We start from the raw sequence: 26,072 nt of genomic DNA, 5'->3' as shown, positions 1-26,072 counted from the left end.
AGCGGACCTGCCCTCAGTAACGGTTCAGCCAGCGGCCGGACCGAGGGAGCCCCTGTCGTAGAACGAGGCTGCCAGTCCGAACGACGGCGCTCCAGGCTCGCTCGCGGCCCCCTTCGACCGTGCCGGGCTGGCGTCGGCCCCCGCGAGGAGGACCTTGACCGCGCGTTCGCCGACCTCGTGCAGCGGCGCGCCGATGGTCGCGAGGCGCGGCGAGGTGAAGTCCGAACCGCGGATGTTGTCGAAGCCGATGATGCTGAGCCGCTCAGGCACTGGCACGTGGCGGCGCTGCAACTCCTGGAGCAGGCCGATTGCCATCAAGTCGTTGAACACCACGGCGAGAGAGCACCCACTCGCCAGGACGTCGTCGGCCAGCGCGGCGCCGCCTTCGCGCGTGGGCCAGTGACCTGGTGTCGACGTGGCCTCGATCCCCGCGTCTGCACACGCGGCCTCGAGGACCTCCCAGCGGTGCTTCGACATCCAGGCCCCCTCGGGCCCGGCGAGGTAGAGGAGGCGGCGGTGGCCCAGCTCGGCTGCGCGGGCGACGGCGGCCCCCACCCCTGACGCGACGTCCGGCATGACGCTGGGCACACCGTCGAGCACCCGGTTGACGACGACAAGCGACTTGGTCGCCGCGACTTCGCGGATGCGCGAGTCTTCGAGCCACGGGGAGGCGAGAATGACGCCGTCGACCGCGGACTGCACCCGACGCACCCAGTCCCACTCCGCCTGAGCGGAGCCCACCTCCTCACCCACGAGCACTACGTAATCTGCGTCCCGGGCGGCATGCTCGGCACCACGCAGAATGTCTTGGAAGATCGAGTAGGTGATATCGGGAACGAGGAGCCCGATGGTCTGAAGGCGGCCGGTCTTCACGGCTCGCGCCGCGGAGTTGACTTGGTAGTCGAGCTGCCGGGCGGCATCCTCGACGCGCCGCAGCGTCTTGGCGCTGACCCGATCGGGACGACTGAGGGCACGCGAGACCGTGGATGCGTTCAACCCCACCAGCGCGGCGATGTCGTAGATCGTCGACTGGGGCTTGACCATCGGCGAACGGCCCTCACTTCCTGATTTCAACGTGCAACGGCTCAGTACTGACATTCTGACGTATGAGCAGACATCCACGGAGCCGTGCCGCCTGTACGAGCTCGATCGGTGATGCCTCGGCTTACGGCAGGATCAGGTGGCTGTCGCCGAACTCGTGCCACAGGTAGCCGGCCTCCAGCGCCGCGCCGTAGGACGCTTCCAGGAGACGCCTCCCGGCAAAGGATTCGACCATCGCCAGGTGGGAGGCCAAGGGCTCGTGCCATCCAGTGAGGAGGCCGGTCGTGACCCGCGGCGTGTAGTTGTGCCCAATGACCAAGCCGGTCACCCCGGAGCCGGGGAGCACGAGCCCCGGACCGACTGCGGCGCTCTCGAGGGCGCGCACGCTTGTGGTGCCTACCGCGATAACCCTCCCGCCGGCCCGGAGGGCGGCGTTCACGCGTCGCGCGGTATCGGCCGGCACCTCGAAAGGCTCGGGCTGCGGAGGTTCGTGCGTTTCAAGCGATGAGACTCCGCAGTGAAGCACGATCGGCGCGAGGTCAACACCCCTGACGAGCAGGCGCGTCACCAGCTCGGCTGTGAACGGACGCGCGGCCGACGGCATCTCGGCGCTGCCGGGCAGGTCGGCAAAGATCGTCTGGTAATCGCTGAGCGGCCTCGATTTCGTGATGTAGCCATAGACGATCGGCCGTCCCCACCGGGCCATGTATTCCTCAGGCGGCTCGTCCAGCTCCACTTCGGCTACCCAAAGTCGGACTGCCTCGGCCTGGACCGCGGGCCGCAGCAGCATGGCCTCGCCGCGGCCCCTCAGTGCGATCTCGGTGCGGGCAGGGGCGTCCAGCCAGGGTGCTGTGCGGAGGCCGTTCGGCTCGGCGTGACGGAGCTCCACGATCCATTCGGAGTCGCTGAGCCGGCGGGCAACGTGAAGGACCGCCGGTTGTGAGAGTGCTGTCGCCTCCAGCGCCGCGTTGACCGTCGCCGAGCGGTTGAAAATGAGCAGGTCACCTGGGCGCAGCAATTCGGGCAGATCGGTGAAGCGATGGTGCTCGATGGTCAGGCGCGAGCGCCGAGACACGAGAAGCCTCACGTCGTCACGGCCTTCTCCCCGCGCTTCGGGCGGCTCGGAGGCCTCCAGCGTCCGCGGCAGGGTGAAGTTCAGGATCGGCTCGGTGGCGATCACGATGGGAGTTCCGGAAGGTCGGCCAGTCGGATCCGGCCACTCGGCTGACGTGATTCAAGGAGCTCGATCATGCGGGGGACCACGGCCTCGGGGAGGGGGCGGTCGGTGATGTCCTCACCGGGGAACGCCGCCTGGTGCATGTCGGTGCGCATGTCGCCAGGGTCAACCGCCCACACGCTCAGCGTCGGTTCTTCCGCCGCAAGCACCCTTGCGAGCTGGTCCTGGGCCGCCTTGGCCGCGCCGTAGCCGCCCCACCCCGGGTAGCCTTCGACGGCGGCATTGGAGCTGATCAGGGCGACCCGGCCGCCGTCGTTTGCGGCTCGAAGCAGCGGGAGGCATTCCTGGATCAGGCCCAGAGTGGCTACGGGGTAGACCTCGAACAACTCGCGCAGGGAGGTGAGGGAGAACTCAGCCGGCGAAGGCAGGGGACTGGGCCCGAGCACGCCCGCGTTGCACACCAGCAGGTCGAGGCCACCGAGCGCGTGCGCAGCGCCGGCAAGCGCCCGCCGGTGATCCGGGTCGGTCACGTCGCCGGGAATGGCGAGCACGTGGCTTCCGGGCGGGATCAGCTTCCAGAGGCGGCCGCGAGCTCGTTCAAGGAGCGCCGAATCGCGGCCGTCGACGATCAGGGACCAGCCGCGCCGCGCCAGACCTTCGCTGAGCGCTTTGCCCAAGCCCTTGGAAGCCCCCGTGACGATTGCCGTGCTCATCGAATCACCTCGTCGAGGCTGGAAGCAGCGGTGCCTGCCAGCCATCCGCTTGCCTACGCAAAGACCGGGCCTGTTGGCCTTATTCCCGTGGTTGCGGGGGACCGCCGACCACCGCTAGGCGGCCCCTCGTGCTCCGGGAGTATGGGCTCCGCGGCATGCTCATCGACATGGGGGAGGAGGGCGACGGCCCCGTCCCGCGGCTGAGGGAACGCTCCCCGCTCCGGTACGGCTGGGGGGGCCTGCCCCTGGTTCCTACGCCGCCGCGTCGTGGACGTCCTCCACGTCTGCTCTGCCGCAGGAGCAGCAGGCCGCTGTCGGCGTCGGCACCAAAATCTGCGCCGACGGGTCGTTCACTGGCCTCTCCTGCGGCGGTACGGTCGACCTCGGGGACATCTGCGTGATCTACGAGGGCAACGTCCTGACCTGCGGCCTCGATCGTGCCACTGCGCCTCACCGGCTCGTACAGCACCGATCGGCGCGAGGGCCATCGTCGGCCCGTCCGTTCCTGTCCCGGGACAGATACGAGTGCCATGGTCTGATGCAATACGCAGAGTGTTGATGGGGAAACGCGTTATCCGCTTCTTAACCCGGATCTTCCACGGCAGGGCTGGATGATCGGCGCGTAGAAACACGGAAGTGCCCTCTGATCAGGGAAGACTTGGGATTGCGACGTCTCAAGAACCCCTGAATGGAAGGCACTCCGTAGGTGAAGCGTACTTCGTGGTCGGCCGGTCTGCATGTCACCGCTGACGGCACCGGCGTGGTGGCCCACGCGGGCAGCGCCGCGCTGCGGCTCTTGTCCGACCGGACCGGGCTCACGGCCGAGCTGTCCAAGGCGATGGCGCGTCGGGCGTTCATTCCCGGCCACGACCGGGGCCGGGTCCTGACGGACGTGGCGGTGATGCTCGCCGACGGCGGGGAGGCGATCGCAGACATCGACGTGCTGCGCCACCAGTCCCAGGTGCTCGGGCCGGTCGCGTCGCCGGCGACCGTGTGGCGGGCGCTGGACGAGACCACGGCCGCGAGGCTGAAGAAGATCCAGTCTGCCCGGGCCCGTGTCCGCAGGAACGTGTGGGCGCAGCTGGGACTCCGTGGCGGCATTCCGTCGTCGAAGGCCGCCGGAGCTGATCTCGGCTCCACCGTCGTGCTGGACGTTGACGCGACGGTCGTGGTCGCGCACTCCGAGAAGGAGAAGGCCGCGCCGACGTTCAAGCGGACCTTCGGGTTCCACCCGCTGGGGGTCTGGTGCGACAACACCTCCGAGTTCCTCGCCGCCAGGCTCCGGCCCGGCAACGCCGGGTCGAACACGGCCGCAGACCACATCGAGGTCCTCACCGAGGCGATCTCCCAGATCCCCGCAGCCTGCAGAAAGAGGATCCTGGTCCGCTCCGACGGGGCAGGGGCCTCCCACCAGCTCCTGGACTGGCTCGATCGCCAGGGCAGGGTCCGGGGCCGCCGGGTCGAATACAGCGTCGGGTTCGCCATCACGGAGAAGATCCGCGAGGCCATCGCCCAGATCCCGGCCCGGGTATGGGCCCCGGCCCTGGACGCCGACGGCGGAATCAGGGACGGCGGCGACATAGCCGAGCTCACCGGGCTCCTGGACCTGACCGGCTGGCCGGAGGGCATGCGCCTGATCGTGCGCCGGGAACGCCCCCACCCCGGCGCACAGCTGTCCCTGTTCGAAGAGGCCGACGGGTGGCGGTACCAGGCCTTCGCCACCAACACGGCCACGGGGCAGCTGGCGTTCCTCGAGGCCCGCCACCGGGCCCACGCCCGCGTCGAGGACCGCATCCGCCACGCCAAGGACACCGGCCTGGGCCGGTTCCCGTCCCGGGACTTCGCGATCAACCAGGCCTGGCTCATGCTCGCCCAGATCGCCGCGGACCTGACCGCGTGGGCCCGCATGCTCGCCTTCACCGGCGACGCCGAAGTGCTCGCGGCCTGCGAGCCCAAAGCCCTGCGCTACCGGTTCCTGCACGTCCCCGCCCGACTGGTCCACGGCGCCCGGCGTCGATGGCTCCGGATCCCCGAGACCTGGCCCTGGGCCCCAGCGATTGTCGCGGTCTTCGCCAACATCGCAGCCATCCCGAAACCTGCCTGAGCGAACCCGTCCGCCCACGACCGAAGGAACCGGAGAACCGCAGCCCGGCAGCGCCAGCCGGCACTCCGCCATGCCCACGACCGCATCACAAGACATCGATCAGGATCGAGCTGCGAGGCCCTCGGCCCAGCCGAACACATGAAAGACCGAGGCTAACGATTGCTGGTCGCAGGGAGGGGTGCCACCAGCTCTGAGATCATCAATGGGTGGAATCTTCCCGAGTGATCTTCATCGGCGGGCGGTCCGGTGTCGGCAAGAGCGCCGTAGCCTTTGAGATGCACCGGCTCCTGTCTGAGCGCGGCATCAGACACGCCGTGATCGAGGGCGATTGTCTCGACCTCGCCTACCCGGCGCCGTGGGAGCACCATCTGGCGGAGCGGAATTTGGCAGCGATGTGGGGAAACTATCGACAGCTCGGTTACCGCAGGCTCATTTACACCAACACGGTGGCCGTGCTTGAACAGGCGTCGCTGATCGCAGCGATGGGGGACTCACCGGTCGCTACTTCGGTGCTGCTCCGAGCGAACGACGCAACCGCGGTGCAACGGCTCGCCGCGCGGGAACGAGGGGAGAGTCTCCGGCAACACATAGAACACAGCTCGGCTGCTGCGACTCGCCTTGACGACCATGCCGGGAATGATGTGCACCGCGTCGACACTGATGATCGTTCTCCGGCGTTGGTCGCAGATCGCATCATCAAGCTGTCGGGCTGGGCAGCCGTCGTAGGGTAGGCCCGGCATGATCGGCAATATGAACGACCACGTGTTGGCCGCCACGGACCTCTTCAGCTGACCCGTCAGTGAGGATGTGGGACTTGCGGGGACTCGGTCAAGCGGTAGACGACCCCGCGCTGAGCAGAGCCACCGCGTCGTTGATCCTCTTAGGAATCTGAGTGCCTAGGGTTCGATCTAAGTGAGCGGCGGTAATTGCGTTGGTTGCGGCGCCATCAGTAAACACAAGGTCGCAGTATGGGACCGCAACGGAGAGCGCATCTATGTCGTGTATATCATTTACCACCCACTTCTTGTTCGGGTCTCGGTGGTAGCGAGTTTTCAGCTCTATTGAAACGAAGGTGCTTGGCATGCCCAAGGCGAACGCCCGCGCGTCATCTCGTGTGGGGCCAAGAACCTGCTCAAGGTTCATGCCGCGGGCAGATAACTCGCCGGAAACAGCCTCAGCAAGTTCAATAACGACTTCCCGTGCCGCGATCACATCGCGGATCCTGCCGCGTCGCCAGTTCGTTGCCGCGGCGTCAAAGGCCTTCGCCTGGTCGCGTTCCTGCTCAGCACGGTTCTCAGCAATGTCCTGTGTCGCTCGCAGACTATACCCGTTTGCTTCCAGATCAGGCAGCTCCTCATCGGCCGGGCCTGCCAAGATCATCCGTTCTGCCCATCGACGAGCCGCTTTGGCGACGGGGTCCGTGCCTTGGATTCCGGCGGCTTCGCGTGCGGACTTCGTGAAGTCAGGGTCAAACCCAAACGCGTGGAGGGCCCCGAAATCTATAAGTCGGCAAGCTGGTAGCCGATTTGAGGGCTTTTCGGCTTTGGAATTTACTATTGCCTGGATCTCATGTCTCATAATCTGAGGCCGTCCGAGCAAATATTCGAAGTTCGTAAGCTCGTCGATCACTGAAGCAATATCGTTCCTCTGTCGGGGATCGAGAATATTTGATACTTCCGCGAGCAACGACTGAGATAGAACGAAACTGTAGTTCCCAGCCTGGCGAGCTGCCACGCAGGCTTCAAACAACGGCTGATACCGTGCGCCGTCTCTGTGGTTTGTGCGGTACTTGGCCAGCCCAATCCAATGGTTGAGGTCCAAGTAGGCCAGAAGCGGGGGCTTCACCGGCTGAATCAACATCTCCGGCCAGACGGGCGTAGGCTCACCGAGCTGATCGCCTCGCTCCACGGGTGCAAGTTCCACGACTCGCCGGACCCCCTTTCTATGGGCAAGTTGTTCTGCGAGGGTGAAGGCGGGAGGAGTCCATGAAATTCGATCCGTTCCGGCGGCATCTCGCGCAGCCTGATTCGTAATCTAATTCAACACTGGGCCGAGAGAAGTAGATCCCAAGAGGATTCCGACGGTTCGGCGGGCGTGAGAGGGTCGACGGCCTACCTGTTGGCCACCCTATGCCTGTTCCTTGGTCAGCTCGAGCCTCTTCAGCATGGTGTAGTCGGACATGGGTACGGCGGCGCGGGCCGCGGGCGTCGAGCTCGGAGGTGCGGCCGCTCTGTTGCTCGTTGAGCCAGCGGACGAAGTTCCGGACGGTCTTGCGGGTGCTGGGGCCGCTGCTGAGGTAGTCGTCGACGTGCGACTGCCGGAGGTGGTCTGCTCCGGCGTTGTGGTGCTGACGGAGCCAGATGAGGAACTTCCCGGCTTCGGTGATGTCCTGTTTTGCGGCGTGGGTGACGGTCTCGAGGTTGGTCTCGGGGTCTGTTGCCCTGGCGCGGACTCGTTTGAGGTGGTGCCAGGTGGCGAAGCGCTCGATGATGCGGCTGGTGCCGTCGTCGGGCAGGGCGTCGATTCTGGCGGCGATCCATTGTTCGAAGCGTGCGAGGTTCTCGTTGCCGCGGGCGGCCATCATGCGGTGGTGGACGAGCAGGGCGCGCAGGTGCTCGGCTGCGGTGGAGCGGGGGAGTGCGTCGAAGGCCTCGTGGGTGAGGGCGAGGGTTCGGTTCCCAATGGCCTCGAGGAGGTCCCGGGCTTTGGTTCCCGGGCGCATGTAGGTGTAGATGCTCTCGGGCCGCCCGGTCTCGGTGAGCAGGCCCATGAGCCGGTGGAGCCGGAGGTCGTCGCCGGGCTTGAGGACGGCGGTGAGGTCGTCGGCGAGGGCGCATCTGACGCACAGGCCGGCACGGAATCTCTCGGCCTCGCGTTCGCAGCGGGTGCACGTGAGGTCGGTGGCGATGCCGGCGCAGTCGCGGCAGATCGGCTCGTTGGTGCTGGGGGCGCGGCCGGGGAGCATCCGTTGCTCGCGGCAGTCCGGGCAGGTGCCGTAGGTGTGGGTGGCTTGGGCGAAGCAGGCGCCGCAGGCCGCCCCGTCGGGCCAGCGGACCGGGATCTTGGCGACGTGCTGCTGGCATCGGTCGCACAGGTGGCTGCCGGTCGAGCGGGGCCGGCCGCGCTTGTTCTGGGGTGCGAAGTTCTCGAGTGTGGGCGGGCGCGCGGATCCGTTGCCTCCGGTGGTCGGACGTCCGCCGGGGTTACTCATCGTCTTCGACGATGCGGGCCCGGACGGGCCTGTACTGGCGCAGGTCGGGGATCTCGTCCCCGGCGGCCTTGCGGGGCTGTCTGACGGTCTTGGCGTCGGTGGCGGTATAGGTGATCAGGTCGTTGGGGGTGACGTCGAGCGCGTCGCAGAGGGCGACGAGGACTTTGAAGGAGATCCGCTCGGGCTCCTGGGTGACGATGCGCCAGACGGCGTTGGCGGTCAGGGTGATGCCGCGCTCGTGCAGGAGCTCGGCGAGGTCCTTGGCGGTGTGGACGCCGCGGCGTGCCATGATCTCGCGGACGCGCCAGGTGTAGTCGATCTCGCGTCGGCTCATGGGTTCCTCCTCTGTGCTTGCAGTCCGAGGGCTGCCTGGATGGTGCGTTCGTGGGCCCGTTCGAGGGCGAGGCGCTGGTAGTCGGGGGAGGGCAGCGTGTAGCCCGAGGTCGTCGCGGCGTGCTCGTGGCCGAGCTGGAGCTGGACGAAGGCGACGTCGAAGCCCTCTCCTGTGATCAGGTGGGTGGCGTAGGAGCGGCGGAAGGAGTGGAGGTCGAGCCCGGGCGGGAAGCCGAGCTCGTCGACGAGGTCGCGTAGCCTGCCGATCAGGTGGGACTCGCCGACGATCGAGCCGCCGCTGGTGGGGAAGAGGTCGGTCACGGGGTGCCCGTAGCGGGGGAGCCCGTTGCGGATCCAGTCCTGGATCATCTCGACGGACCACGGCCAGACGGTCAGGACCGAGCGGGGCTTCTTGGCCGAGCCGCGGTGCGACTTTCCCCAGCGCACGCGCAGCACTCCGTGGTCGCCGAGGTAGGGCGCCCGCGCGTTGCGAGAGAAGTCCACAACCTGGAGGTGGCGCAGCTCGTTGGCGCGCAGGCCCCAGCCGTAGGCGGTCTTGAACGCGATCGCGTCACGCCAGGCGGCCAGGGCGCCCTTGCGGCCAGAGTCCAGGATCCGCTCGACCTCGAGGTCGGCCAGGTCGAAGAGGTCCTGCAGCTCCCACTGGGTAAAGGGCCGCTTGGCCGGGCGGGCCTCGGAGGGCTGGGCGTGGGTGACGCGGTTCAGCTCGGTGACGACCTGGGCGAAGACCTTCCCGAAGAGCTTCGCGCTCTGCTCGCACCAGTCGTAGTGCGGGTCGCAGGCGCACTCGCAGAAGAGCTTGATGTGGCCCTGGTACGAGCGCACGGTCCCGTGGGAGAGGTTCCTGACAGCCCGGGCGTGGGAGAAGAAGTCGTCGGCGTCCCCGAGCGTCCATTCCCACGGATAGCGGCCGGAGAAGTCCACCAGGTTCATCACCACGCTCCGACGGGTCCGGATCGTCGCCGGCGCGAAGTCCTTCGCCCGCTGCTGGCGACCCCAGCCGTCCAGGACCATGCCGAGGAACGCATCCGGGTCGGGCGCCTGCCCGCCGAACGGGGCGAAGAGCACATTCTCGTCGTGGGCCATCGACCGTCCTCAGCACTCGAAACGCGATTGCGATCCTCGCACACAGATTGCGATAACTGCAATGCACCACACTGAATCCGCACGTCAGAAGCCGAATCGGCCCAGATTTTCAGGACCAGCCGGCACCCGCGGACACCCCACGGCTGCGACGCTGCCGTACAGAGAAAGCGCAGGTCAGAAGCCAGTTGAGGGCATGCAGGGGATCGTTACCCGAAACCTCACGATGTGCGAAGCGGGCACATAGAGTCCTTTCTACTTGACATAATGTAGATTATCGGCGCTCAGCAGGAGGGCGCGCGCTGCGCTCTCATCCGACCGTCTGCTAGCCCTCCGCGGCGCGATAGGCGGCGATCAGCGACGGCGCATCCCCGCGCCACGGCGCGCCGTGACCCGGAATGACCCAGTCGACATCTAGGCCGGCGAGCCTGTCGATCGACGACGACGATCCAGCCTGGTCGTCCGTGAATGGCGCCGGCTGCGGGCCCTCGACGCCGGTCAGCACATGGCGAGTCGTGAGCTCGTCGCCAACGAACACCGCACGCACCGCCGGGACGTAGACGGCGATGCTTCCCGGCGAATGGCCAGGCATGGCGATGACCCGAGGCGAGCCCGGCAACGGCAAGATGTCGCCACCCTGAACCGGAATGACCTCCCCCAGCGGCGGAATGCGCAATCCACCCTTGCTGATGGCGTAAGCGAAAAAGCGGATCATTGGGCCGATTCGACGCGGATCCTTCGGCGTGGCCGGCGGCTTGGCCCCCTTCGCGCGGTCGGCGTCCTCGGCGCCGATGTAGACCGGGATGCTGAGCTCGCTCCGGAGGCGCTCCGCGAAGCCGATGTGGTCGCTGTCGCCGTGGGTGAGCACGATGCCCTTGATGTCGGAGATCGGCCTCCCGATCTCCCCTAGCTCACGCACGAGGTCGCGGTAGTGGCCGGGCAGGCCGGTGTCGACGAGGGTGATGCCGTCGTCGGCGACGATGAGGTGGGCGGCGACGATGTCATTGCCGATGCGGCGCAGTTGCGGGGCGAGTTCCATGAAGGCTACGATAGTTAGCCATCGAGAGGAGATCAAGATGCCCGCGCCAGAAAAGACCACGCAGGAGGCGATTGTGGCGGCAGGGCGCGACCTCGTCGAACGGCACGGGATGAGCGGGCTCACCATGCTGGCCGTTGCCGAGCGGGTCGGGGTTCGCGCCCCGTCGCTCTACAAGCGCGTGCGCAATCGCGGCGAGCTCGTCGACCTCGTTGTCGAAACCATTGTCGAAGATCTGGCTCGGGACCTGCAGCACGCGACCGAAGGCATCCGTGACCCGCGCGAGCAACTGAAGTCGGCTGCAAGCGCCTTGCGCTCCTTTGCGCACGAACGCCCGAAGAGCTACGAGTTGATCTTCGGCCTCGCGCGGGAAGCCAGTGACCTGACCCGCACGGCGAGGGGACGCGCCGTCGCCCCCGTCCTCTCGGCGTGTTCGGCACTCGTCGGCGATGAGCAGGCCCTGGATGCGGCACGCCTCGTCACTGCGTGGGCCAACGGGTTCATCACCATGGAGTTGGCCGAGTCGTTCCAGATGGGCGGGAACGTCGACCGCTCCTGGGCCTGGGGGCTCGAACGGATCGTGCGGGCCCTGTGAGGGCCTAGGCGTATCGTCGGAGTATGTGCCGCAACATTCACACGCTTCACAACTTCGAGCCAGCAGCCACGTCCGAGGAAGTTCGCGCCGCCGCTCTGCAGTATGTGCGGAAGATCGCGGGCACGACGAAGCCGTCGAAGGCGAATCAGGACGCGTTCGACCGCGCCGTACACGAGATCGCCCACATCACCCAACATCTTCTCGACGATCTGGTCGCCACGACGCCGCCCAAGAACCGCGAGGAGGAAGCCGCGAAGGCCCACGAACGGGCCGTACGCTCCGGGCGGTATGCAACGGCCTAGAGGGACCCTTCCCCCAGTATCAGGGTCCCTCCCCCGCTGTTGAGGGCGTCGCGAGACCTTGAGGCATTCTCTCGACCAACATCCTGAGCGGCCCTGGTTCTTCGCCTGGCGCCAGCGCTGCGGCAAGTTCACCGGCAAGCAACTCCTTGCGGCCTGAAGCGACCCCGCAGAAACGATGCAGCTGGTGCGCCAGGGGCCGGCCCTGCCACGCAGGCTGCTGCCGCAGGGTCGCAAGCTTGGCACTGAGACCCAGCTTCTCGACGACCGCCATCGTGCGAGCCGTCCCAAGAGCTCGGATGAGCTCGTCCTCGAGGTCGGACTGGCAGACGAAGAATCCGTAGGCAGGAAGGTCGCTCGCGTCCCTTACCGGATACCCCACTGCCCGAAGCGCCTTGATGACGAAATGCGCCTCGCCCGCGTCGCACAGTCCGACGACGTCCGCCTCCGGACGGCGGCGAGTCGCCTCGGTGAGGGCATGGCGGACATTCGTCACGCCGCCCATATCGACGAGGTCGATTCGCTGGGGATCAACTCCACGGGCGGACGCGAGCACACGCACGGCCGCGACATCGCTGACGCCCTCGAGGAGTACGAGCGCTGTGCGCGGGGCCTCCCTCTTCCCCGCACGCGTCAACAGCTCCATAGGCGCCAAGCCTGTCAGCGTCCCCGACGGCCTGCAACAGGGCAGCGCCCTCAGCTGTTCATGAACCAAGAATTCCGCCAACTGAGGACTCCGAGATTGGATAATCAGCGCGTGAAGAGTGGGTTCTCGCCGAGCGGTGTTCCGCACGCAGGGCTGTCCGCGACCGATCAGCCTGCCGAGTTCTTCCGGGTCGCATCCTCGTGCCCCAGCACCTTCGCGCTCGGGCTCGGGGTCCATGGGACCGGTAAGAGCGTCTGGTCGCGGCAGGTCTTGGAGCTGGCCGGACAGCGCGGTGTCCGGGTAGCCGCTGATCCGTTCGAGGCCGCTGTGCCGTTCGCGTTCGCAGACAGGTTGGCTCGAGCGGCCGGCTGTCCGTCCGGTCCGACGCCGTCTGCGGACGCGGCCGTGAAAACGGAAATCGCGCTCGACGCTCTGGCTCGCCTGCAGCGCAAGGCCGGCGGCCGAGGACACGTCTGCCTCATCCTTGATGACCTGCAGTGGGCGGACAGCGAGTCTCTGCAGTTCACGAGGTATGTCGTCTCTCGCCTCGCCTACTTTCGCTCAATCGTCGTCGTGCTTGGCCGCCCTTCGGCGCGGGAGGTGGCCACGTCCCTCGAAGGTCCGGACTCCACCGCGTGGGCGCTCGTTCGCGAGATCCCGTTCGAACCGCTGGATGCGCCGCAGATCAGGGCCCATGTGGCGGAGACCTCGGGCCGCAGCATCTCGCTCCGGCTCGCGGAACGCATTCGGGAACGGTCCGGAGGGCTGCTCACCTTGATCGACGCGTGCGTCTCCGATGCCGAATCGGCGGCACCTGGAGAGCACTGGGACTGGCATGTGGGCTTCAACGGGACGTTGTCGCCCACGCTCGAGATGCCACCCGCAGCAGCAGAGTCCGCTCGCCACGCCGTCGAAATCTGCAGCGTGCTCTCCTCGCCCACGCCGCGGGCCGAGGTCATCGACCTTGCCGAACGCCTGGGGATGACCGTGGACCTTGACGCCGCGATCGATTCGGGCGTGCTGATCCGCCGGAGCGATGGCACCGTCGTTGTGCGGGACAGCCTGCTCGCCGACGAGGTGGCTTCGTCCTTGGACCGCGCAACGGCGACCGCCATCCTGACAACGGCCGCAGAGCTGACTGACGACGGGCTCCGACGGCTCGAGCTGCAGCTTGCTGCGACGGGAAGCATCGGCCCTGCCCTCCTGGATCACGTCCGCGTGAGTGCCGCCACCGCGCCGGCCCACAGGGTTGATCAGTCAGTTCGCTGCCTGAGGCGAGCCGCCGAGCTCTGCGACGCCGCGGACCGCGACGAAATCCTCCTCGAGGCCTGCCTCCTCGCCGTCTCGCACAGTGCGACCCAGCTCGTCCTCGACCTCATTCCCGCTATGCGCCACATGCCCGGGTCCCCGGTGAGGGACCTCGCGTTGGCGAACGCGCTACAGATCTCCGGCCACGCCGACGCAGCCCAGGACGTCTTGGGGCACCTCCTGGCGCAACCAGCGGACTTTCCCGACGCGCCCCTCGTGCGCGCGGAGGCCGCACTCCTGGCCGCCGTAACCCGGATGGTTCGCGAGGACTACAGCGGCGTCGGTCCGATCCTCGATCTCGCGTCGAAATGCGTCGACGAGCTTCCCGACCGCAGCCCCCAGGACCCGCGCCTCCTTCCCCTCTACCGCCCGCTCGACCTTCGGCTCCGCGCAGCGGCGCTCGCCCTCGTGAACACGGCCCGTCAGGGATCTGCGGCAGAGATGCCGGCCGCACTTGCGGCCCTTACGAAACTCACCGGGAGCGCGCCGCCGTCTCCGGACCTCGTGGACGCCCTCACCTGCCTGGCCGGCGTGCACGTCAGACGGGGCGAGATCACCGTCAGCATCGCCCTCCTTGAGCGCGCCCTTCGAGTGGCCCTCGTGGCGGGCGGCGGCTGGACTCTGGGCCAAGCGCGGTGCCTCTTGATCCTCGCCTACTGGCTGCTGGGACGGTACGACGACGCGCGATCCCTCCTCTCGATGGCGGCCATGACGATGCTGGACTCGATCGACATCTCGGTTCGACCGCTCGTGCATGCGCTGCGGTCCCTGATGGCTGCAACTGAAGGTGACGCTGAGCGTGCCGAAGCCAGCCTGCTCGCGATGGACGCGGCCAGAGTTCCGCAGTACAGCAGCGGCGGGCCGCTGTTCGAACTTGTAGCGCGGGCCGAGGTCGCGCGGGGGCGCGGAGACTTCGAACGCATCCTGGAAGTCCTTTCTCCGTCAACGCTCGCCTCCGCGGGACTTCTGAGCCACGGAATTGTTGCCTACCGCATCGAGGCGCTCGCGGCGCTCGGCCAAGCCGAGACGGCCGACCGCGAACTCGCCCGCTTCCGGAGTGCCCTCGAACCCGGCCAAGCCCTTCCCTATGGGGACCTCGACTGGCTCGAGGGCCGAGTTCACGAAGCCTTTGGCCTCCATGCCCAGGCAATCCGCAGCTACCACCGCGCGGCATCCCGGACCACCTTTCCGCTTCCAGCCGCCCGGGCACGCAAGGCACTCGGTCGCGCACAGATGGCCGCGGGCGGCACGGCAGCGGGCAGCCACAATCTCAGGGCCGCCCGGGACGCTTTGAAGGAACTGGGCGCCGTCCCGTATTGGCAGATCGCGACGCAAACGCTGGGCGAGGCGCCCGTTACTCCCCGGCTGCTTCCCGCAGACCTGTCGGCGCGGGAACGCGAGGTGTACCGCTATGCGCGGGACGGCTGGACCAACAGCGAGATCGCGGACGAACTCTCCATATCGCCGGCGACGGCCGCCTTCCACATGCGCAACATCCTGGCCAAGACGGGCGCGCGCTCCCGCAGGGAGCTCCCCTAGCCCACAGGTGGACCTATCAGCTCTGATAGGTTTCCGCGGGCTGGGCGGCGCCCATGCGGCGGGAGCGTAGCTTCTGAAATCGATGGGACTGGCGCCGAAAGAGCGGGCGTCACGGGAACATGGGGGCAAAATTGAAAGCATACGCGTGCGTATATTCGGCCCTGTCCGACGGAACCACCTTGGTCTTGGTCTGCAAGAAACGGGAAAAGGGCTACTTCTTCCGCCATGAGAATGGTGACGGCGTCGTCTACGTCAACGGAACGGCGCTCCCCGGCGCAGGAGGCAACTGCCTTCCCGGGGGCTGGCTGAGGCATCACGAGTCATTGGGTTTCGGTGCCGCGAGGGAATGGCTAGAAGCCACGAATTACGGCACGCTGCCGCAGAACGCCAGAACCCAGTCGTGGGGAGCGGCCTACGGCGCCGCGTATTTCAGGGCAGAGCCAGATCGCCTTGAGGAGATCTGCGGCTACCTCACCGCGGAATCGCTTCGCCAGGCCGCCCTCGCGGCTCAAGGAATCAAGGCCCGGAAAATCAAGAAATACTCAGAGATCAGGGCAAATTTCCCGGAATCCCCCGCCAATAACGACATCGAATCCATCGAGATCTGGAATCTCGAGGAGCGCTGGCCCGAAATTCAGAAATGGCATGATCCCGCGAGTGGTCTCGACTGGTATTACAACGTCCTCAAGCACCTCAAGGAAGGCGCGCGGCCTACGATGGTCGCGTGACGACCGCTTCAGGCAAGGCGAACGACGACGGCGGCGCCCCCGAGCACCGTCTGGGCGCCAAGGGTGCGCTGCGGCGCGAGCAGATCCTTGAGAGCGCCATCGCCCTCTTTGCGGAGCGCGGCGTCGACGCGGCGTCGCTGCGCTCCCTCGGCCAGGCCATCGGCGTCTCCCACACCGCTCTGCGGCACTACTTCTCGTCCCGCGACGAGCTTCTGATCGAGGTCTACCGGGCCCACGAGGCCAGCACGGCCCCCGAGCCCTCCTCGGACCGAGCGCAACCCGTTCGGGCCATGTCCGAAACGGCTGAGCACAATCGCGCCATCCCCGGCCTGGTGCAGCTCTATGCAACGCTCACCACAGACGCGCTCCAGGAGCAGCATCCGCTGACGCAGGAGTTCGTGCGGGAGCGGTTCCGTGCGCTCCGCGCGAGCATCGCTGCCGAGGTCGATGAGGGCCAGCGTGCGGGGCAGGTTTCGAGGGACCTCTCCCCCGCGGACGTGGCTTCCCTCATCATCGCGGCGTCGGACGGCTTGCAGGTGCAGTGGCTCCTGGACCCGGAGGCGGTCGACGTCGGGCGCGCTCTGTCCCTCCTCGAGAGGATGCTGCCGGTCCGGGATTAGGGCACTCTTGCGCCGGCCCCTGGTCTTCCGCGTACCATCGAAACGGTAACTTTCCACTGGAAAGTTTTTGACCGTCCCGGGCAGGAGACCATGGCCGATACCTCAGTCCTCACGGGCGCGACGTCGCTCACGCGCTGGCGCAATGCGATCATCGCCGCCTTCGGGCTGGGCGGGATCTCGGTATCAGCGTGGGGTCCCCGGCTCCCCGCCGTGACGGCCGAGCTCGGGGTCAACACCGGGACGATCGGGCTTCTCCTGGCATGCGTCACGGTGGGCTCCGTGACCGGGCTCGTCCTCGCGACACCGCTCCTGCACAGGCTGGGCAGCCGCCGCAGCGTGACCGGGTCCATTCTCCTCGTCGCGTCGGGACTGGTGCTCATGGGCCTTTCGGTGATCACTGGGGTGCTGCCCTTCGTCGCCGTTTCGTTCGCGGTCACGGGCCTCGGCATCGGCACCCTTGACGTGCTGATCAACGTCGAAGGCTCCGCCGTGGAGCGCACGGCCCGGCGCACCCTCATGCCGCTCATGCACGCCGCCTGGTCGGTAGGGGCCGCCGTCGGGTCTGGGATCGGCGCGGTGTGTGCCGCGCTGGGCGTCACGCCATCGGCGCAGTTCATCGGTGAAGCGATCGTCGTGGCCATCGCCGCGCTCGCGATGTCGGGGGCGATCCCCACGGGAACCCGCGAGGAAGACCACGGCGCCCCGCTGGGCCGGGCAGACCAGATTCGCCAGTGGCTCCGCGGGTGGACCGACTGGAGGCTCCTGCTGATTGGCGTCGTCATGCTCGGCGTCGAGCTCGGCGAAGGCTCCGCCAACAACTGGCTCACCCTCTCCGCCCAGAACAACCACGGTGAGACCGCCGCCGTCGCCGCCCTCTTCTTCACTGTGTTCGCGACGGGTGAGGCGCTCGCCCGCATCTTCGGCGGCCCGATCGTCGATCGGCTCGGGCGCGTCCGAACGATCCGGCTCACCACGGCCCTCGGCATCGTGGGCCTGGCCCTCTTCATCCTCGGCGGCACGGCGTGGCTCACGCTGCCCGGCGTGGTGCTCTGGGCGGTGGGCGTGTCCATGGGGTTCCCGCTCGGTATGTCCTCGGCGGCGGAAACTGGGCCGAATCCCGCCGCGCGCGTGAGCGTCGTCGCCTCGATCGGCTACCTTGCGAACCTCGCGGGCCCGCCCGTGATCGGGCTCCTCGCCGAGTCGACGGGGCTGCTCGGCTCATTCTGGCTCATCGTGGCACTCATGGCGGCGGCCTTTGCCGCGGCAGGTTCTCTCCGGCGCCCCCGCTGACAGCTCGCCGAAGGCGGGCGACGGCGGCGCTCACGAAGGCGCGCCCGGGAGCCTCTGGACCTTGGTCCACTCCCGGGCGCACGCACGCCTCTCAAGCACTTCCATCATCCTCGCGGGGCGGCGCGAAATCCACACGCTCGAGCCCCGCGGAGTGGCGTCAGGCGCCGACGTAGGCCGCGAGGTGCTCGCCGGTGAGCGTCGACTTCGCCGCGACAAGCTCCGCCGGGGTGCCCTCGAAGACGATCCGGCCGCCGTCGTGCCCCGCGCCGGGTCCGAGGTCGATGATCCAATCCGCATGCGCCATGACCGCCTGGTGGTGCTCGATGACGATGACCGATTTGCCGGAGTCGACGAGCCGATCGAGCATGCCGAGCAACTGCTCGACGTCCGCGAGGTGGAGGCCGCTCGTCGGCTCGTCGAGCACGTAGACCCCGCCCTGCTCACCCATCTGATTGGCCAGCTTGAGCCGCTGCCGCTCGCCGCCGGAGAGGGTTGTCAGCGGCTGGCCAAGGCTCACGTAGCCGAGCCCCACGTCCTCCATCCGAGCGAGGATCGCGGCGGCGGCGGGCGTCTTCGCCTCCCCCTTCCCGAAGAAGGTGTGGGCTTCCGAGACCGGAAGGTCAAGCACCTCCGCGATGTTGAGGCCGCCGAAGCGATACTCGAGCACCTCGGCCTGGAAGCGCTTTCCGCCGCAGTCCTCGCACGGCGTGGACACGGTCTCCATGAACCCGAGTTCCGTGAAGATCATGCCGTTGCCGTTGCACGTCGGGCATGCGCCCTCGGAGTTGGCCGAAAAGAGCGCCGGCTTGACCCCGTTGGCCTTCGCGAAGGCCTTGCGGATCGGCTCGAGCAGGCCCGTATACGTGGCCGGGTTGCTTCGGCGCGAGCCCTTGATGGCGCTCTGGTCGATCGCGACCACGCCTTCGCGGCCCGACACGGAGCCATGGATGAGCGAGCTCTTGCCAGAACCAGCAACCCCGGTCACGGCGACGAGCACGCCCAACGGGATGTCGACGTCGACCGCTTGGAGGTTGTGGATGCTCGCCCCGCGCACCTCAAGCGTGCCGGACGGCGTGCGGACTGCGTTCTTCACGGTGACGCGGTCCTCGATGTGCCGGCCGGTGACCGTGCCGCTGCCCCGAAGGCCGTCAATCGTTCCTTCGAAGCAGATCGTGCCGCCGCCCGAGCCGGCGCCGGGCCCGAGGTCCACCACGTGATCGGCAATCGCGATCATCTCCGGCTTGTGCTCGACCACCAAGACGGTGTTCCCCTTGTCGCGGAGGCGCAGCAGCAGCTCGTTCATGCGCTGGATGTCGTGGGGATGCAGCCCGATCGTGGGCTCGTCGAAGACGTACGTGACGTCCGTGAGCGAGGAGCCGAGGTGCCGGAGCATCTTGATTCGCTGCGACTCGCCACCCGAAAGAGTCCCAGACGGCCGGTCGAGGGAGAGATATCCGAGCCCCAGCTCGACGAACGCGTCGAGATTCTCCCCGAGGGCGTTCAGGAGCGGCGCCACCGTGGGCTCGCTGAGCCCGCGGATCCACTCTGCGAGATCCGTGATCTGCATCGAACAGGCGTCGGCGATGGTGACGCCTTTGATCTTCGACGTGCGCGCACCCTCGCTGAGCCGCGTGCCGCCGCATTCCGGGCACGGCGCGAACGTCGCGAGACGCTCGACGAAGGCACGGATATGGGGCTGGAGCGAGTCGATGTCCTTGCTCAGCATCGACTTGCGGATCTTCGGAATCAGCCCCTCGTAGGTGAGGTTGATCCCCTTCGCCCTGATCTTGGTCGGCTCCTTGTGGAGGAACGCGTGGAGTTCCTTCCCCGTGTAGTCACGGATGGGCTTGTTGCCATCGACGAAGCCTGATTCGCTGAACGTCCGGACCAACCACCCGTCCGCGGTGTAGCCGGGAACCAGGATGGCGCCCTCGTTGAGCGACTTGGACTCGTCGTACAGCTGGCTGAGGTCGATGTCGGAGACAGTGCCCCGCCCCTCGCACCGCGGGCACATGCCTCCGTGGTAGATGGCCTCGCGCACGATCGTCTTCTCCCCCGTCGCGCTCGTCATGACCCCGCTCGCTTTTCGGGTCGGGACGTTGAACGAAAAGGCGGTCGGCGGCCCGACGTAGGGCGAGCCGAGGCGGCTGAACAGCACTCGCAGGATCGCATTGGCATCAGTCACCGTGCCGACTGTGGAGCGGGCGTTGGCCCCCATCCGCTCCTGGTCCACGATGATCGCCGTCGTCAGCCCCTCGAGGACGTCAACGTCCGGTCGGGCGAGGGACGGCATGAACCCCTGCAGGAACGCACTGTAGGTCTCGTTGATCATCCGCTGCGACTCGGCGGCGATCGTGTCGAAGACGAGCGAGCTCTTGCCCGAGCCCGAGACGCCAGTGAACACCGTGAGGCGGCGCTTCGGGATCTCGATGCTGATGTCCTTGAGGTTGTTCTCGCGTGCGCCGTGGACCCGGATCAGGTCGTGGCTGTCGGCGACGTGCGGCGCGGCCTGCCGCGCGTCCGCACTCGTGGCCATGCTCATCGTCTCTCCCTCTCGTGGGCTGAGTAGCTCTTCCGGCACCATGTCTCTGTCGATCATGCTAGGGCGGCTCGGGGGTTCGCGCTTCTCGAATCCTGACCGGCCCCCGTTTCGTGGCGCCCGCCGGTAGGCTGAGGCAATGGCCGAGGTTGCCTCCGTCACAGATTGGCTCATCGATTCCGATCCCTCGCTGCGTTGGCAGGTCGAGCGCGACCTCCTGCGTGCGCCTCAGGACGCGTGGGAGACGACCCGGCGGCGAGTCGCCACCGAGGGCTTCGGGGCACGACTCCTCGCGCTGCAGGACCCGGACGGCCAGTGGGCGGGCGGCTCGTTCTTCCCTGGAGGCTTCGATTTCCACGGGCCCGAAGCGGCCGACGGCGCCGGGCAGCCTTGGACGGCCACGACCTGGACGCTCAACTCGCTTCGGGAGTGGGGGCTGGAGGCCTCCCGCCTCGAAGGCACGGCGGAGCTGCTCGAGGCCAACAGCCGGTGGGACTACAACGGCCTCCCCTATTGGGCTGGCGAGGTCGACTGCTGCATCAACGCGTACACGCTCGCCAACGGCGCGTGGCTCGGCGCGAATGTCTCCTCGATCGCCCAGTGGTTCCTCGACCACCAGATGGACGAGGGCGGATGGAACTGCGAATGGGTCGAGGGGTCCACGCGCTCCTCGTTCCATTCGACGCTCAACGCGCTCAAGGACCTGCTCTTCTTCGAGGCCGCCACGGGCGGGGACACGGCGCTTCGCGACGCGCGTCGGGCTGGCGAGGAGTACCTCCTGCGGCGCGGACTGCTTCGACGGGAGACCACCGGGCAGATCGTCGGCCCGTGGGCCACGACGTTTGCCTATCCGTTCCGCTGGAAATTCAGCGCGCTGAATGCGGTCGACTACTTCCGCTCTGCCTTCCTCTACGACGGCCGGCGTCCCGACCCGCGCCTGGAAGACGCCGTCGACCTCATCCGGGCCGCGCGCCAGCCCGACGGGACGTGGATGCAGGAGGCGCGCCTTCCCGGCCGGGTGTGGTTCGAGGTCGACGTCCCGCCCGGCGAGCGGTCGAAATGGCTCACGTTCTACGGAACGCGGGCGCTGGAATGGTGGGACACGAGAAGGGTAAGTCCGCGTGCAGAACTCTGAGCCCGTCCGCATCGGCATCATCGGGGCCGCGTTTCGGGCTCAGTACTTCATTCGCCTCGCGCTCCGCTATCCGGGCGAGCTCGAGCTCGTCGGGGTCGTGGCGCGGCGCGAGGAGACCCGCCGCGAGGTCGCCGAGCGGTGGCGCGTCCCCGTGTACGAGACGGCGGAGGAGCTCATCGAGGGCGGCTCCCCCGAGTTCGTCGTCACGAGCGTGAGCTGGGACGCCAACCCTGGCATCATCGAGACCCTGGTCTCGCGGGGCGTCGCCGTCCTCTCCGAGACGCCGCCCGCGCCGGACCTCGAGGGCCTCCGGCGCCTCTGGGGGCGCGTGGGCGGGTCGGGCCTCGTCCAGGTTGCGGAGCAGTACATGCGCCTGCCCACTCACGCGGCGCGGCTCGCCGCCGTGGAGCGGGGCCTCATCGGCGAGCTCAGCTCGGTCCAGATCTCCTCGACGCACCTCTACCACGCGGCCAGCATCATCCGAACGTTCCTCGGCGTCGGCTTCGAGGCGGCCAGCGTGAGCGCGCGGAACTTCGCGGGCCCCCTGGTGCTCCCGGCCGACCGCGGTGGGTGGACCCATGACCTGGCTCCCCGCCGGGCCACGACGACGATCGCGACGCTCGAATTCGAGAGCGGCCGGAGCGCGGTCTATGACTACACCGACAACCAGTCCCGCAATCTTCTGAGGTCCCGCAGGCTTCTCCTGCGCGGAAGCACGGGAGAGATCAGCAACGACCGCCTCGTGCGGATCGTCGACGCAGAGACGATCCTCGAATCGCGGATCGAGCGGCGGCAGTCGGGCTACGAACTCGACCACGAGGGCTTCGACACCGCGCACCTCAGCTTGGACGGCGAGGTCCTGTGGCGCAATCCGTTTGTCGGCATGCGCCTCAACGACGAGGAGATCGCGCTGTCCTCGATGCTGCTCGAGACGGCCGAGTGGGTTCGGGGCTTCGGGCCCGCGCCGTATCCGCTCGCGCAGGCCGCCCAGGATCATGTGCTCGGCCTCGCGATCGGGCGCTCCATCGCCGAACAGTCGATCCTCACGACAGCCGCGGAGGACTGGTCGCGGAGCTAGCCGGCCAGCCGCCGTCGTCCGGGCAGCGCGAGCGCCACGAGGCACGCGACGATGAGGCCCATCCCGAGCCAGCCGAACCACGGAAGCCGCTCGCCAACCACCGCCACAGCGAGCACCGCGGCAACCACGGGCTCGGCGAGCGAGACGGTCGTTGCGGTGCTCGACGCGACGCGGCTCAGCCCCCAGCCGAACAGCAGATAGCCCACGAACATGGGCACGGCCGCGAGGTACGCGCCGACCGCGAGATTGGTCCACGAGTCGAGGAACGGCCGCCCCACGGTGACGAGCACGGCGAGGAGGACCACCGCCGCCACCGCAAACGTCGCGCCGACGGACGCTCGGGACGGGACGCCGAGGCGCATGAGCCGATGCGACGTCCAGGAGTAGTCCGCATAAGTCGCGGCGGCCAGCACGCCGAGAAGCACGCCGACCACCGTCTGTGCGCCCTCGCCTCCCGCGGCACCGCCGCGCGCGAAGCTCAGGAGAACGGCTCCGGCGACCCCGAGCGCCGCGCCCGACGCCCATTGGACCGTCAGGCGCCGGTTGTCGAGGAGCCGTTCGATGACTGCGGACGCAACGGGCGCCCCGCCGATCGACACGGCCGTGCCGATCGCCACGCCCGCCATGCGCATCGAGGTGTAGAACGCCACCGAATAGAGGGCGACGGCGGCACCGCCGACGACGACAAGAGGCCACGATGCGGCAATGAGCCGCGAGCTTGCGGCAATCTGCCGCGCCGAGGTCGCCGCAAGGAGGATGCCGCCGACGCCCATCGACGCCGCGCCAATCGCGAGCGGGCTCACCGACCCCGCGAGCGCCGAGGCCGTCCCCGTGGTCCCCCACAAGATGGACGCGAGCAGGACGCACACGATCCCGAGCGCGTGTCCGTCGCCCCGATCGTCAGCCGCAGCACCAAGCACTCCCCCAATCTAGTACCGGGCGGAGCTACGCCTTGATCACCGCCGACCGTTCGAGCACGTTGCCCCGTGAGTCGAGCGCCTCGGCGGCGAGGTAGGACGCCGCGGCGACCTCCGCCGTCGTCTCGAATCCGGTGCGCTTGACCGACACGGCCTGGGCGAGCGAACCCGCATCGGACCCCGTGAGGAACCGCCAGCTCGCCACCTCGGTGGCACCGTTCCAGCTCGCGTACGCCTGCATCGTCGAGCCGTTGCCGGGGAGGACCGCGACGTCCGGCACCGTGCTCGGCGCAGCGGTCCACGTCGAGCGATAGACACGGTACGACCCGCTGCCGATGTTCGTGGCCTCGAACACCGCGTTGCCTGCGGCGTCGAACTCGGTCGCGGACGGGTCAGAGCCCCACCCGACGAAGTAGTGGCCGTCGTCGAGGAACTGCACGTTCCCCATCGCGTTGCCGCGGTGGCCGCCGCGCGCGAGCTCGAGCTTGATGGCGGCCGTTCGGTTCTTCTCGTCGACCGTCAGGAGCAGGCCCCGGGACTGGCCCGTTGTCCCGTCCTTGTAGTGGTTGTCGAACAGGCTGATGACCCCGTTGGGCCGCTGGCGCACGTCGTGCTGCCATGCGAAGACGGCGCCCGGGGGGATCGTGAAGTCGCTCTGCTTGCCGCCGAGGCGCCACACGACCATCCCCGACCTGTTGAGGAGGTAGATGGTGTGCGTGTGCCGGAAGGACACAAGATACCCATCGTCGCGGAGGTCCACGGCGTTGACGTGGTAGGGATCAAACGCCTTCTCGGCCGTGCTTCCGTCCGCGGTGGAATCGTCGGAAGGCTTGACGTAGCTCTCCACGAGCGGAATCACGTCCGAGGCTTTCCAGTCGAACAGGACTCGGCCCGTGGCCACGTCGACCTCTTGGACGTGGCAGTCGTACATGTAGCCCTTCGCGCTGCCGCCGAGCGGCGAAAGGTCGTACTGCACGGTCGGGTACGCCGTCAGCAGTGCCGTTCCGTTCGCCGTGAGACGGAATTCATGAAGGTCCGCCCTGAGGCCGCCACCCGCGGACACCTGGGCGATCGTCTTGTAGCTCGTGTCCTTGATGATCCCGGCGCCCTCGCCGTGGCCGCCAATGCCCTTGCCGCTCCAATACGTCAGGACAGGCATTCCTCGGTATTGCTGGACCTTGAGATCGGTCACCCCAGCTCCCGTGGGCTCCATCCATACGGGATGCCCGCTGTTGTCCAGGATGAGTCCGTTGGAGCCGTGTCCCATCGGGCCCGCGAACACGAGACCGGCCGCCGTCACTCCCGAGGACCAGACGTTGACGTGGGGCGTGCTGAGCTTCGTGCTCACGAACGTCCTGTCCGGCGGTGGGCTGCCAGCCATCGACGTGCTCGACGGCGTCGGCGTGGCCGCGGACGCGCTGGGCGGGAGGGGGAAGATGCTGGACCGGGCGACGCCCGCGCCTGCCACCGCCCCGAAAACCGCTAGGCCGGCACCCTGGAGAAAACGACGACGGCTCACTCTTCCCATGTGCCTCAGGCTAGGCACCGACCCTGTGCCGGCGGATTCGCCCACCTGTACGTTGCCTGCAAGCGGCCCGCACGCAAGCTTGCGCCGCTAGGCGATGAGCGAGGCCCCCACGAGGCCGACGACGGCGACGACCGCCGTGGAGCTCGCAGCGAGGGCCAGCGTCCGCCCGCTGCGCCGCAACAGGGCGCGCAGGCGAACGCTCGCACCCAGGGCGAGCATCGCCGTCGTCAGCAGGAAGCTCTGCACCCACGACGCCGCGCCGAGCACCTCCAGGGGGACCGGCACGACGCTCCGCAGCACCACCATCGCGAGAAAGCCGACCACGAAGAGCGGCACGATCGCCGGCCGCTTGGCCCCGGCGAGCTCGCCGGCGCGCCAACGCCGCCAGGAAAGGACCGCGGCGACGGGGGCGAGCATGAGGACCCGCGCGAGCTTGACGGTGACGGCGACCGCGAGAGCGCCTCCCCCGATGATCCCGCCGGCGGCGACAACCTGAGCCACCTCGTGGATGGAAGCCCCGGCCCAGACCGCCGCGACGTGCGGTGCAAGGCCAAGGGCGTCCGCGAGGAGCGGGAGGACCGGGATCATGAGCGTGCCGAAGAGCACCACGAGGGCTACGGCGGTCACAGTTTCCTCCTCGTCGGCGTCGACGATCGATTCGACCCCGGCCACGGCGGCCGCGCCGCACACGGAGAAGCCGCATGCAACGAGCAGGGCCTGCCGCGGCGGGACACGCAGGGCCCGGCCGATCCCGACGGTCGCCACGATGCCGACCGCCACGACGGCCGCCACGAGGGCGGGGATCCCCCAGCCGAGGGACGCAAGGTCGCGGAGCGAGAGTTGGAGACCGAGCACCACGATCCCGAGCCTCAGCGGGACGCGCGCCGCGACGCCTAGCCCGGCCGTGAGCCGCTCAGGGAGCAGCCCGAAGTTCCTTGCCGCGAGCCCGAGCACGATCCCCGCGAGGAGCGGGCTGAGGCCCGGAACGAGCGCAGCGATCCCCAGGGCCAGCCCGGCGCCCAGCGCGGCGACGGCGAGCCCCGGTGCGAGCTGCCGAGCCGTCCGGTACCGGCCGCGAGCGGCGAAGGGACGGTGGGTCGGTGCTGCGATCGTGCGTTCCGGAGCTGGCAT

23 protein-coding genes are annotated in these 26,072 nt (G+C 68.0%); 10 read left to right on the top strand and 13 right to left on the bottom strand.

All coding sequences use genetic code 11. From position 1 onward, the window contains the following. Positions 1-24: 24 nt before the first annotated feature. From ACOKR1_RS11005 to ACOKR1_RS10995, 3 genes are all read right to left on the bottom strand, one after another. Positions 25-1,044 carry a LacI family DNA-binding transcriptional regulator gene (locus tag ACOKR1_RS11005; protein ID WP_422933123.1) on the bottom strand — a complete coding sequence of 340 codons (1,020 nt, stop codon included), beginning with the start codon at positions 1,042-1,044 and terminating at the stop codon, positions 25-27. A gap of 121 nt (positions 1,045-1,165) precedes the next feature. Then, on the bottom strand, positions 1,166-2,221 hold the full coding sequence (locus ACOKR1_RS11000; protein WP_422933122.1) for an S-adenosylmethionine:tRNA ribosyltransferase-isomerase: 1,056 nt from the start codon (positions 2,219-2,221) through the stop codon (positions 1,166-1,168). Further along, a complete protein-coding gene (locus tag ACOKR1_RS10995) occupies positions 2,218-2,931 on the bottom strand; it encodes an SDR family NAD(P)-dependent oxidoreductase (protein ID WP_422933121.1) in 714 nt (237 codons plus the stop codon). The genes ACOKR1_RS11000 and ACOKR1_RS10995 overlap by 4 nt, the downstream gene beginning before the upstream one ends. 706 nt (positions 2,932-3,637) lie before the next feature. On the opposite strand from ACOKR1_RS10995, the gene ACOKR1_RS10990 reads away from it, so the two are divergent. Further along, positions 3,638-5,035 carry an IS1380 family transposase gene (locus ACOKR1_RS10990; RefSeq protein WP_422933120.1) on the top strand — a complete coding sequence of 466 codons (1,398 nt, stop codon included), beginning with the start codon at positions 3,638-3,640 and terminating at the stop codon, positions 5,033-5,035. A 206-nt stretch (positions 5,036-5,241) separates the two neighbouring features. Then, positions 5,242-5,766, top strand: a complete 525-nt coding sequence (locus tag ACOKR1_RS10985) for an adenylyl-sulfate kinase (RefSeq protein ID WP_422933119.1) — start codon at positions 5,242-5,244, stop codon at positions 5,764-5,766. 97 nt (positions 5,767-5,863) lie between these two features. Here ACOKR1_RS10985 and ACOKR1_RS10980 read toward each other — a convergent pair whose 3' ends face one another. The 5 genes from ACOKR1_RS10980 to ACOKR1_RS10960 all read right to left on the bottom strand — a co-directional run bounded on the left by ACOKR1_RS10980 (position 5,864) and on the right by ACOKR1_RS10960 (position 10,722). Further along, positions 5,864-6,958 carry a hypothetical protein gene (locus tag ACOKR1_RS10980; protein ID WP_422933118.1) on the bottom strand — a complete coding sequence of 365 codons (1,095 nt, stop codon included), beginning with the start codon at positions 6,956-6,958 and terminating at the stop codon, positions 5,864-5,866. A gap of 19 nt (positions 6,959-6,977) precedes the next feature. Beyond that, a complete protein-coding gene (locus ACOKR1_RS10975) occupies positions 6,978-8,246 on the bottom strand; it encodes a hypothetical protein (protein WP_422933117.1) in 1,269 nt (422 codons plus the stop codon). Continuing rightward, positions 8,239-8,580: a helix-turn-helix domain-containing protein gene (locus tag ACOKR1_RS10970; RefSeq protein ID WP_422933116.1), complete on the bottom strand. Its 342-nt coding sequence runs from the start codon at positions 8,578-8,580 to the stop codon at positions 8,239-8,241. The genes ACOKR1_RS10975 and ACOKR1_RS10970 overlap by 8 nt, the downstream gene beginning before the upstream one ends. Further along, positions 8,577-9,686 (bottom strand): tyrosine-type recombinase/integrase, encoded by a 1,110-nt coding sequence (locus tag ACOKR1_RS10965; protein WP_422933115.1) that lies wholly within the window; start codon positions 9,684-9,686, stop codon positions 8,577-8,579. Before ACOKR1_RS10965 ends, ACOKR1_RS10970 begins: the two co-directional genes overlap by 4 nt. Positions 9,687-10,008: 322 nt before the next feature. Further along, positions 10,009-10,722, bottom strand: coding sequence for an MBL fold metallo-hydrolase (locus ACOKR1_RS10960; protein ID WP_422933114.1), 714 nt, complete (start codon positions 10,720-10,722; stop codon positions 10,009-10,011). Positions 10,723-10,759: 37 nt separating this feature from the next. Between ACOKR1_RS10960 and ACOKR1_RS10955 the strand changes: the two genes are divergently transcribed. Both ACOKR1_RS10955 and ACOKR1_RS10950 read left to right on the top strand, forming a co-directional pair. Beyond that, complete coding sequence (locus ACOKR1_RS10955) at positions 10,760-11,314, top strand: TetR/AcrR family transcriptional regulator (protein ID WP_422933113.1); 555 nt, start codon at positions 10,760-10,762, stop codon at positions 11,312-11,314. A 23-nt stretch (positions 11,315-11,337) separates the two neighbouring features. Beyond that, positions 11,338-11,616, top strand: coding sequence for a DUF2277 domain-containing protein (locus ACOKR1_RS10950; RefSeq protein WP_422933112.1), 279 nt, complete (start codon positions 11,338-11,340; stop codon positions 11,614-11,616). Between the two features lie 19 nt (positions 11,617-11,635). On the opposite strand, the gene ACOKR1_RS10945 is transcribed toward ACOKR1_RS10950, so the two are convergent. Then, the gene (locus ACOKR1_RS10945) at positions 11,636-12,259 is read right to left on the bottom strand and encodes a hypothetical protein (RefSeq protein ID WP_422933111.1); all 624 of its coding nucleotides are present in this window, start codon (positions 12,257-12,259) and stop codon (positions 11,636-11,638) included. Between the two features lie 111 nt (positions 12,260-12,370). Between ACOKR1_RS10945 and ACOKR1_RS10940 the strand changes: the two genes are divergently transcribed. The 4 genes from ACOKR1_RS10940 to ACOKR1_RS10925 all read left to right on the top strand — a co-directional run bounded on the left by ACOKR1_RS10940 (position 12,371) and on the right by ACOKR1_RS10925 (position 17,744). Then, positions 12,371-15,106, top strand: coding sequence for a LuxR C-terminal-related transcriptional regulator (locus ACOKR1_RS10940; protein ID WP_422933110.1), 2,736 nt, complete (start codon positions 12,371-12,373; stop codon positions 15,104-15,106). 119 nt (positions 15,107-15,225) lie between these two features. After that, on the top strand, positions 15,226-15,834 hold the full coding sequence (locus ACOKR1_RS10935) for a hypothetical protein (protein ID WP_422933109.1): 609 nt from the start codon (positions 15,226-15,228) through the stop codon (positions 15,832-15,834). Then, positions 15,831-16,454 carry a TetR/AcrR family transcriptional regulator gene (locus tag ACOKR1_RS10930; RefSeq protein WP_422933108.1) on the top strand — a complete coding sequence of 208 codons (624 nt, stop codon included), beginning with the start codon at positions 15,831-15,833 and terminating at the stop codon, positions 16,452-16,454. Before ACOKR1_RS10935 ends, ACOKR1_RS10930 begins: the two co-directional genes overlap by 4 nt. Positions 16,455-16,544: 90 nt before the next feature. Further along, positions 16,545-17,744, top strand: a complete 1,200-nt coding sequence (locus tag ACOKR1_RS10925; RefSeq protein ID WP_422933107.1) for an MFS transporter — start codon at positions 16,545-16,547, stop codon at positions 17,742-17,744. A gap of 157 nt (positions 17,745-17,901) precedes the next feature. On the opposite strand, the gene ACOKR1_RS10920 is transcribed toward ACOKR1_RS10925, so the two are convergent. Beyond that, entirely contained in the window at positions 17,902-20,286 is a 2,385-nt protein-coding gene (locus tag ACOKR1_RS10920) for an ATP-binding cassette domain-containing protein (protein WP_422933106.1), read from the bottom strand. Between the two features lie 136 nt (positions 20,287-20,422). Between ACOKR1_RS10920 and ACOKR1_RS10915 the strand changes: the two genes are divergently transcribed. Then, positions 20,423-21,418, top strand: coding sequence for a squalene cyclase (locus ACOKR1_RS10915; RefSeq protein ID WP_422933105.1), 996 nt, complete (start codon positions 20,423-20,425; stop codon positions 21,416-21,418). Continuing rightward, positions 21,405-22,496, top strand: coding sequence for a Gfo/Idh/MocA family protein (locus ACOKR1_RS10910; RefSeq protein WP_422933104.1), 1,092 nt, complete (start codon positions 21,405-21,407; stop codon positions 22,494-22,496). The genes ACOKR1_RS10915 and ACOKR1_RS10910 overlap by 14 nt, the downstream gene beginning before the upstream one ends. On the opposite strand, the gene ACOKR1_RS10905 is transcribed toward ACOKR1_RS10910, so the two are convergent. From ACOKR1_RS10905 to ACOKR1_RS10895, 3 genes are all read right to left on the bottom strand, one after another. Next, positions 22,493-23,416, bottom strand: coding sequence for a DMT family transporter (locus ACOKR1_RS10905; RefSeq protein WP_422933103.1), 924 nt, complete (start codon positions 23,414-23,416; stop codon positions 22,493-22,495). The two genes, ACOKR1_RS10910 and ACOKR1_RS10905, sit on opposite strands and share 4 nt — an antisense overlap. Positions 23,417-23,441: 25 nt before the next feature. Then, positions 23,442-24,941, bottom strand: coding sequence for an arylsulfotransferase family protein (locus ACOKR1_RS10900; RefSeq protein ID WP_422933102.1), 1,500 nt, complete (start codon positions 24,939-24,941; stop codon positions 23,442-23,444). Positions 24,942-25,028: 87 nt separating this feature from the next. Then, positions 25,029-26,072, bottom strand: coding sequence for a YeiH family protein (locus tag ACOKR1_RS10895; RefSeq protein WP_422933101.1), 1,044 nt, complete (start codon positions 26,070-26,072; stop codon positions 25,029-25,031).

The sequence above is a fragment of the Sinomonas sp. P47F7 genome (assembly GCF_049332655.1).
In the GTDB taxonomy this organism is placed as follows: Bacteria; Actinomycetota; Actinomycetes; order Actinomycetales; family Micrococcaceae; genus Sinomonas.
Note: the sequence above shows the minus strand (reverse complement) of the source record. Positions and strands in the feature narration are given on the sequence as shown.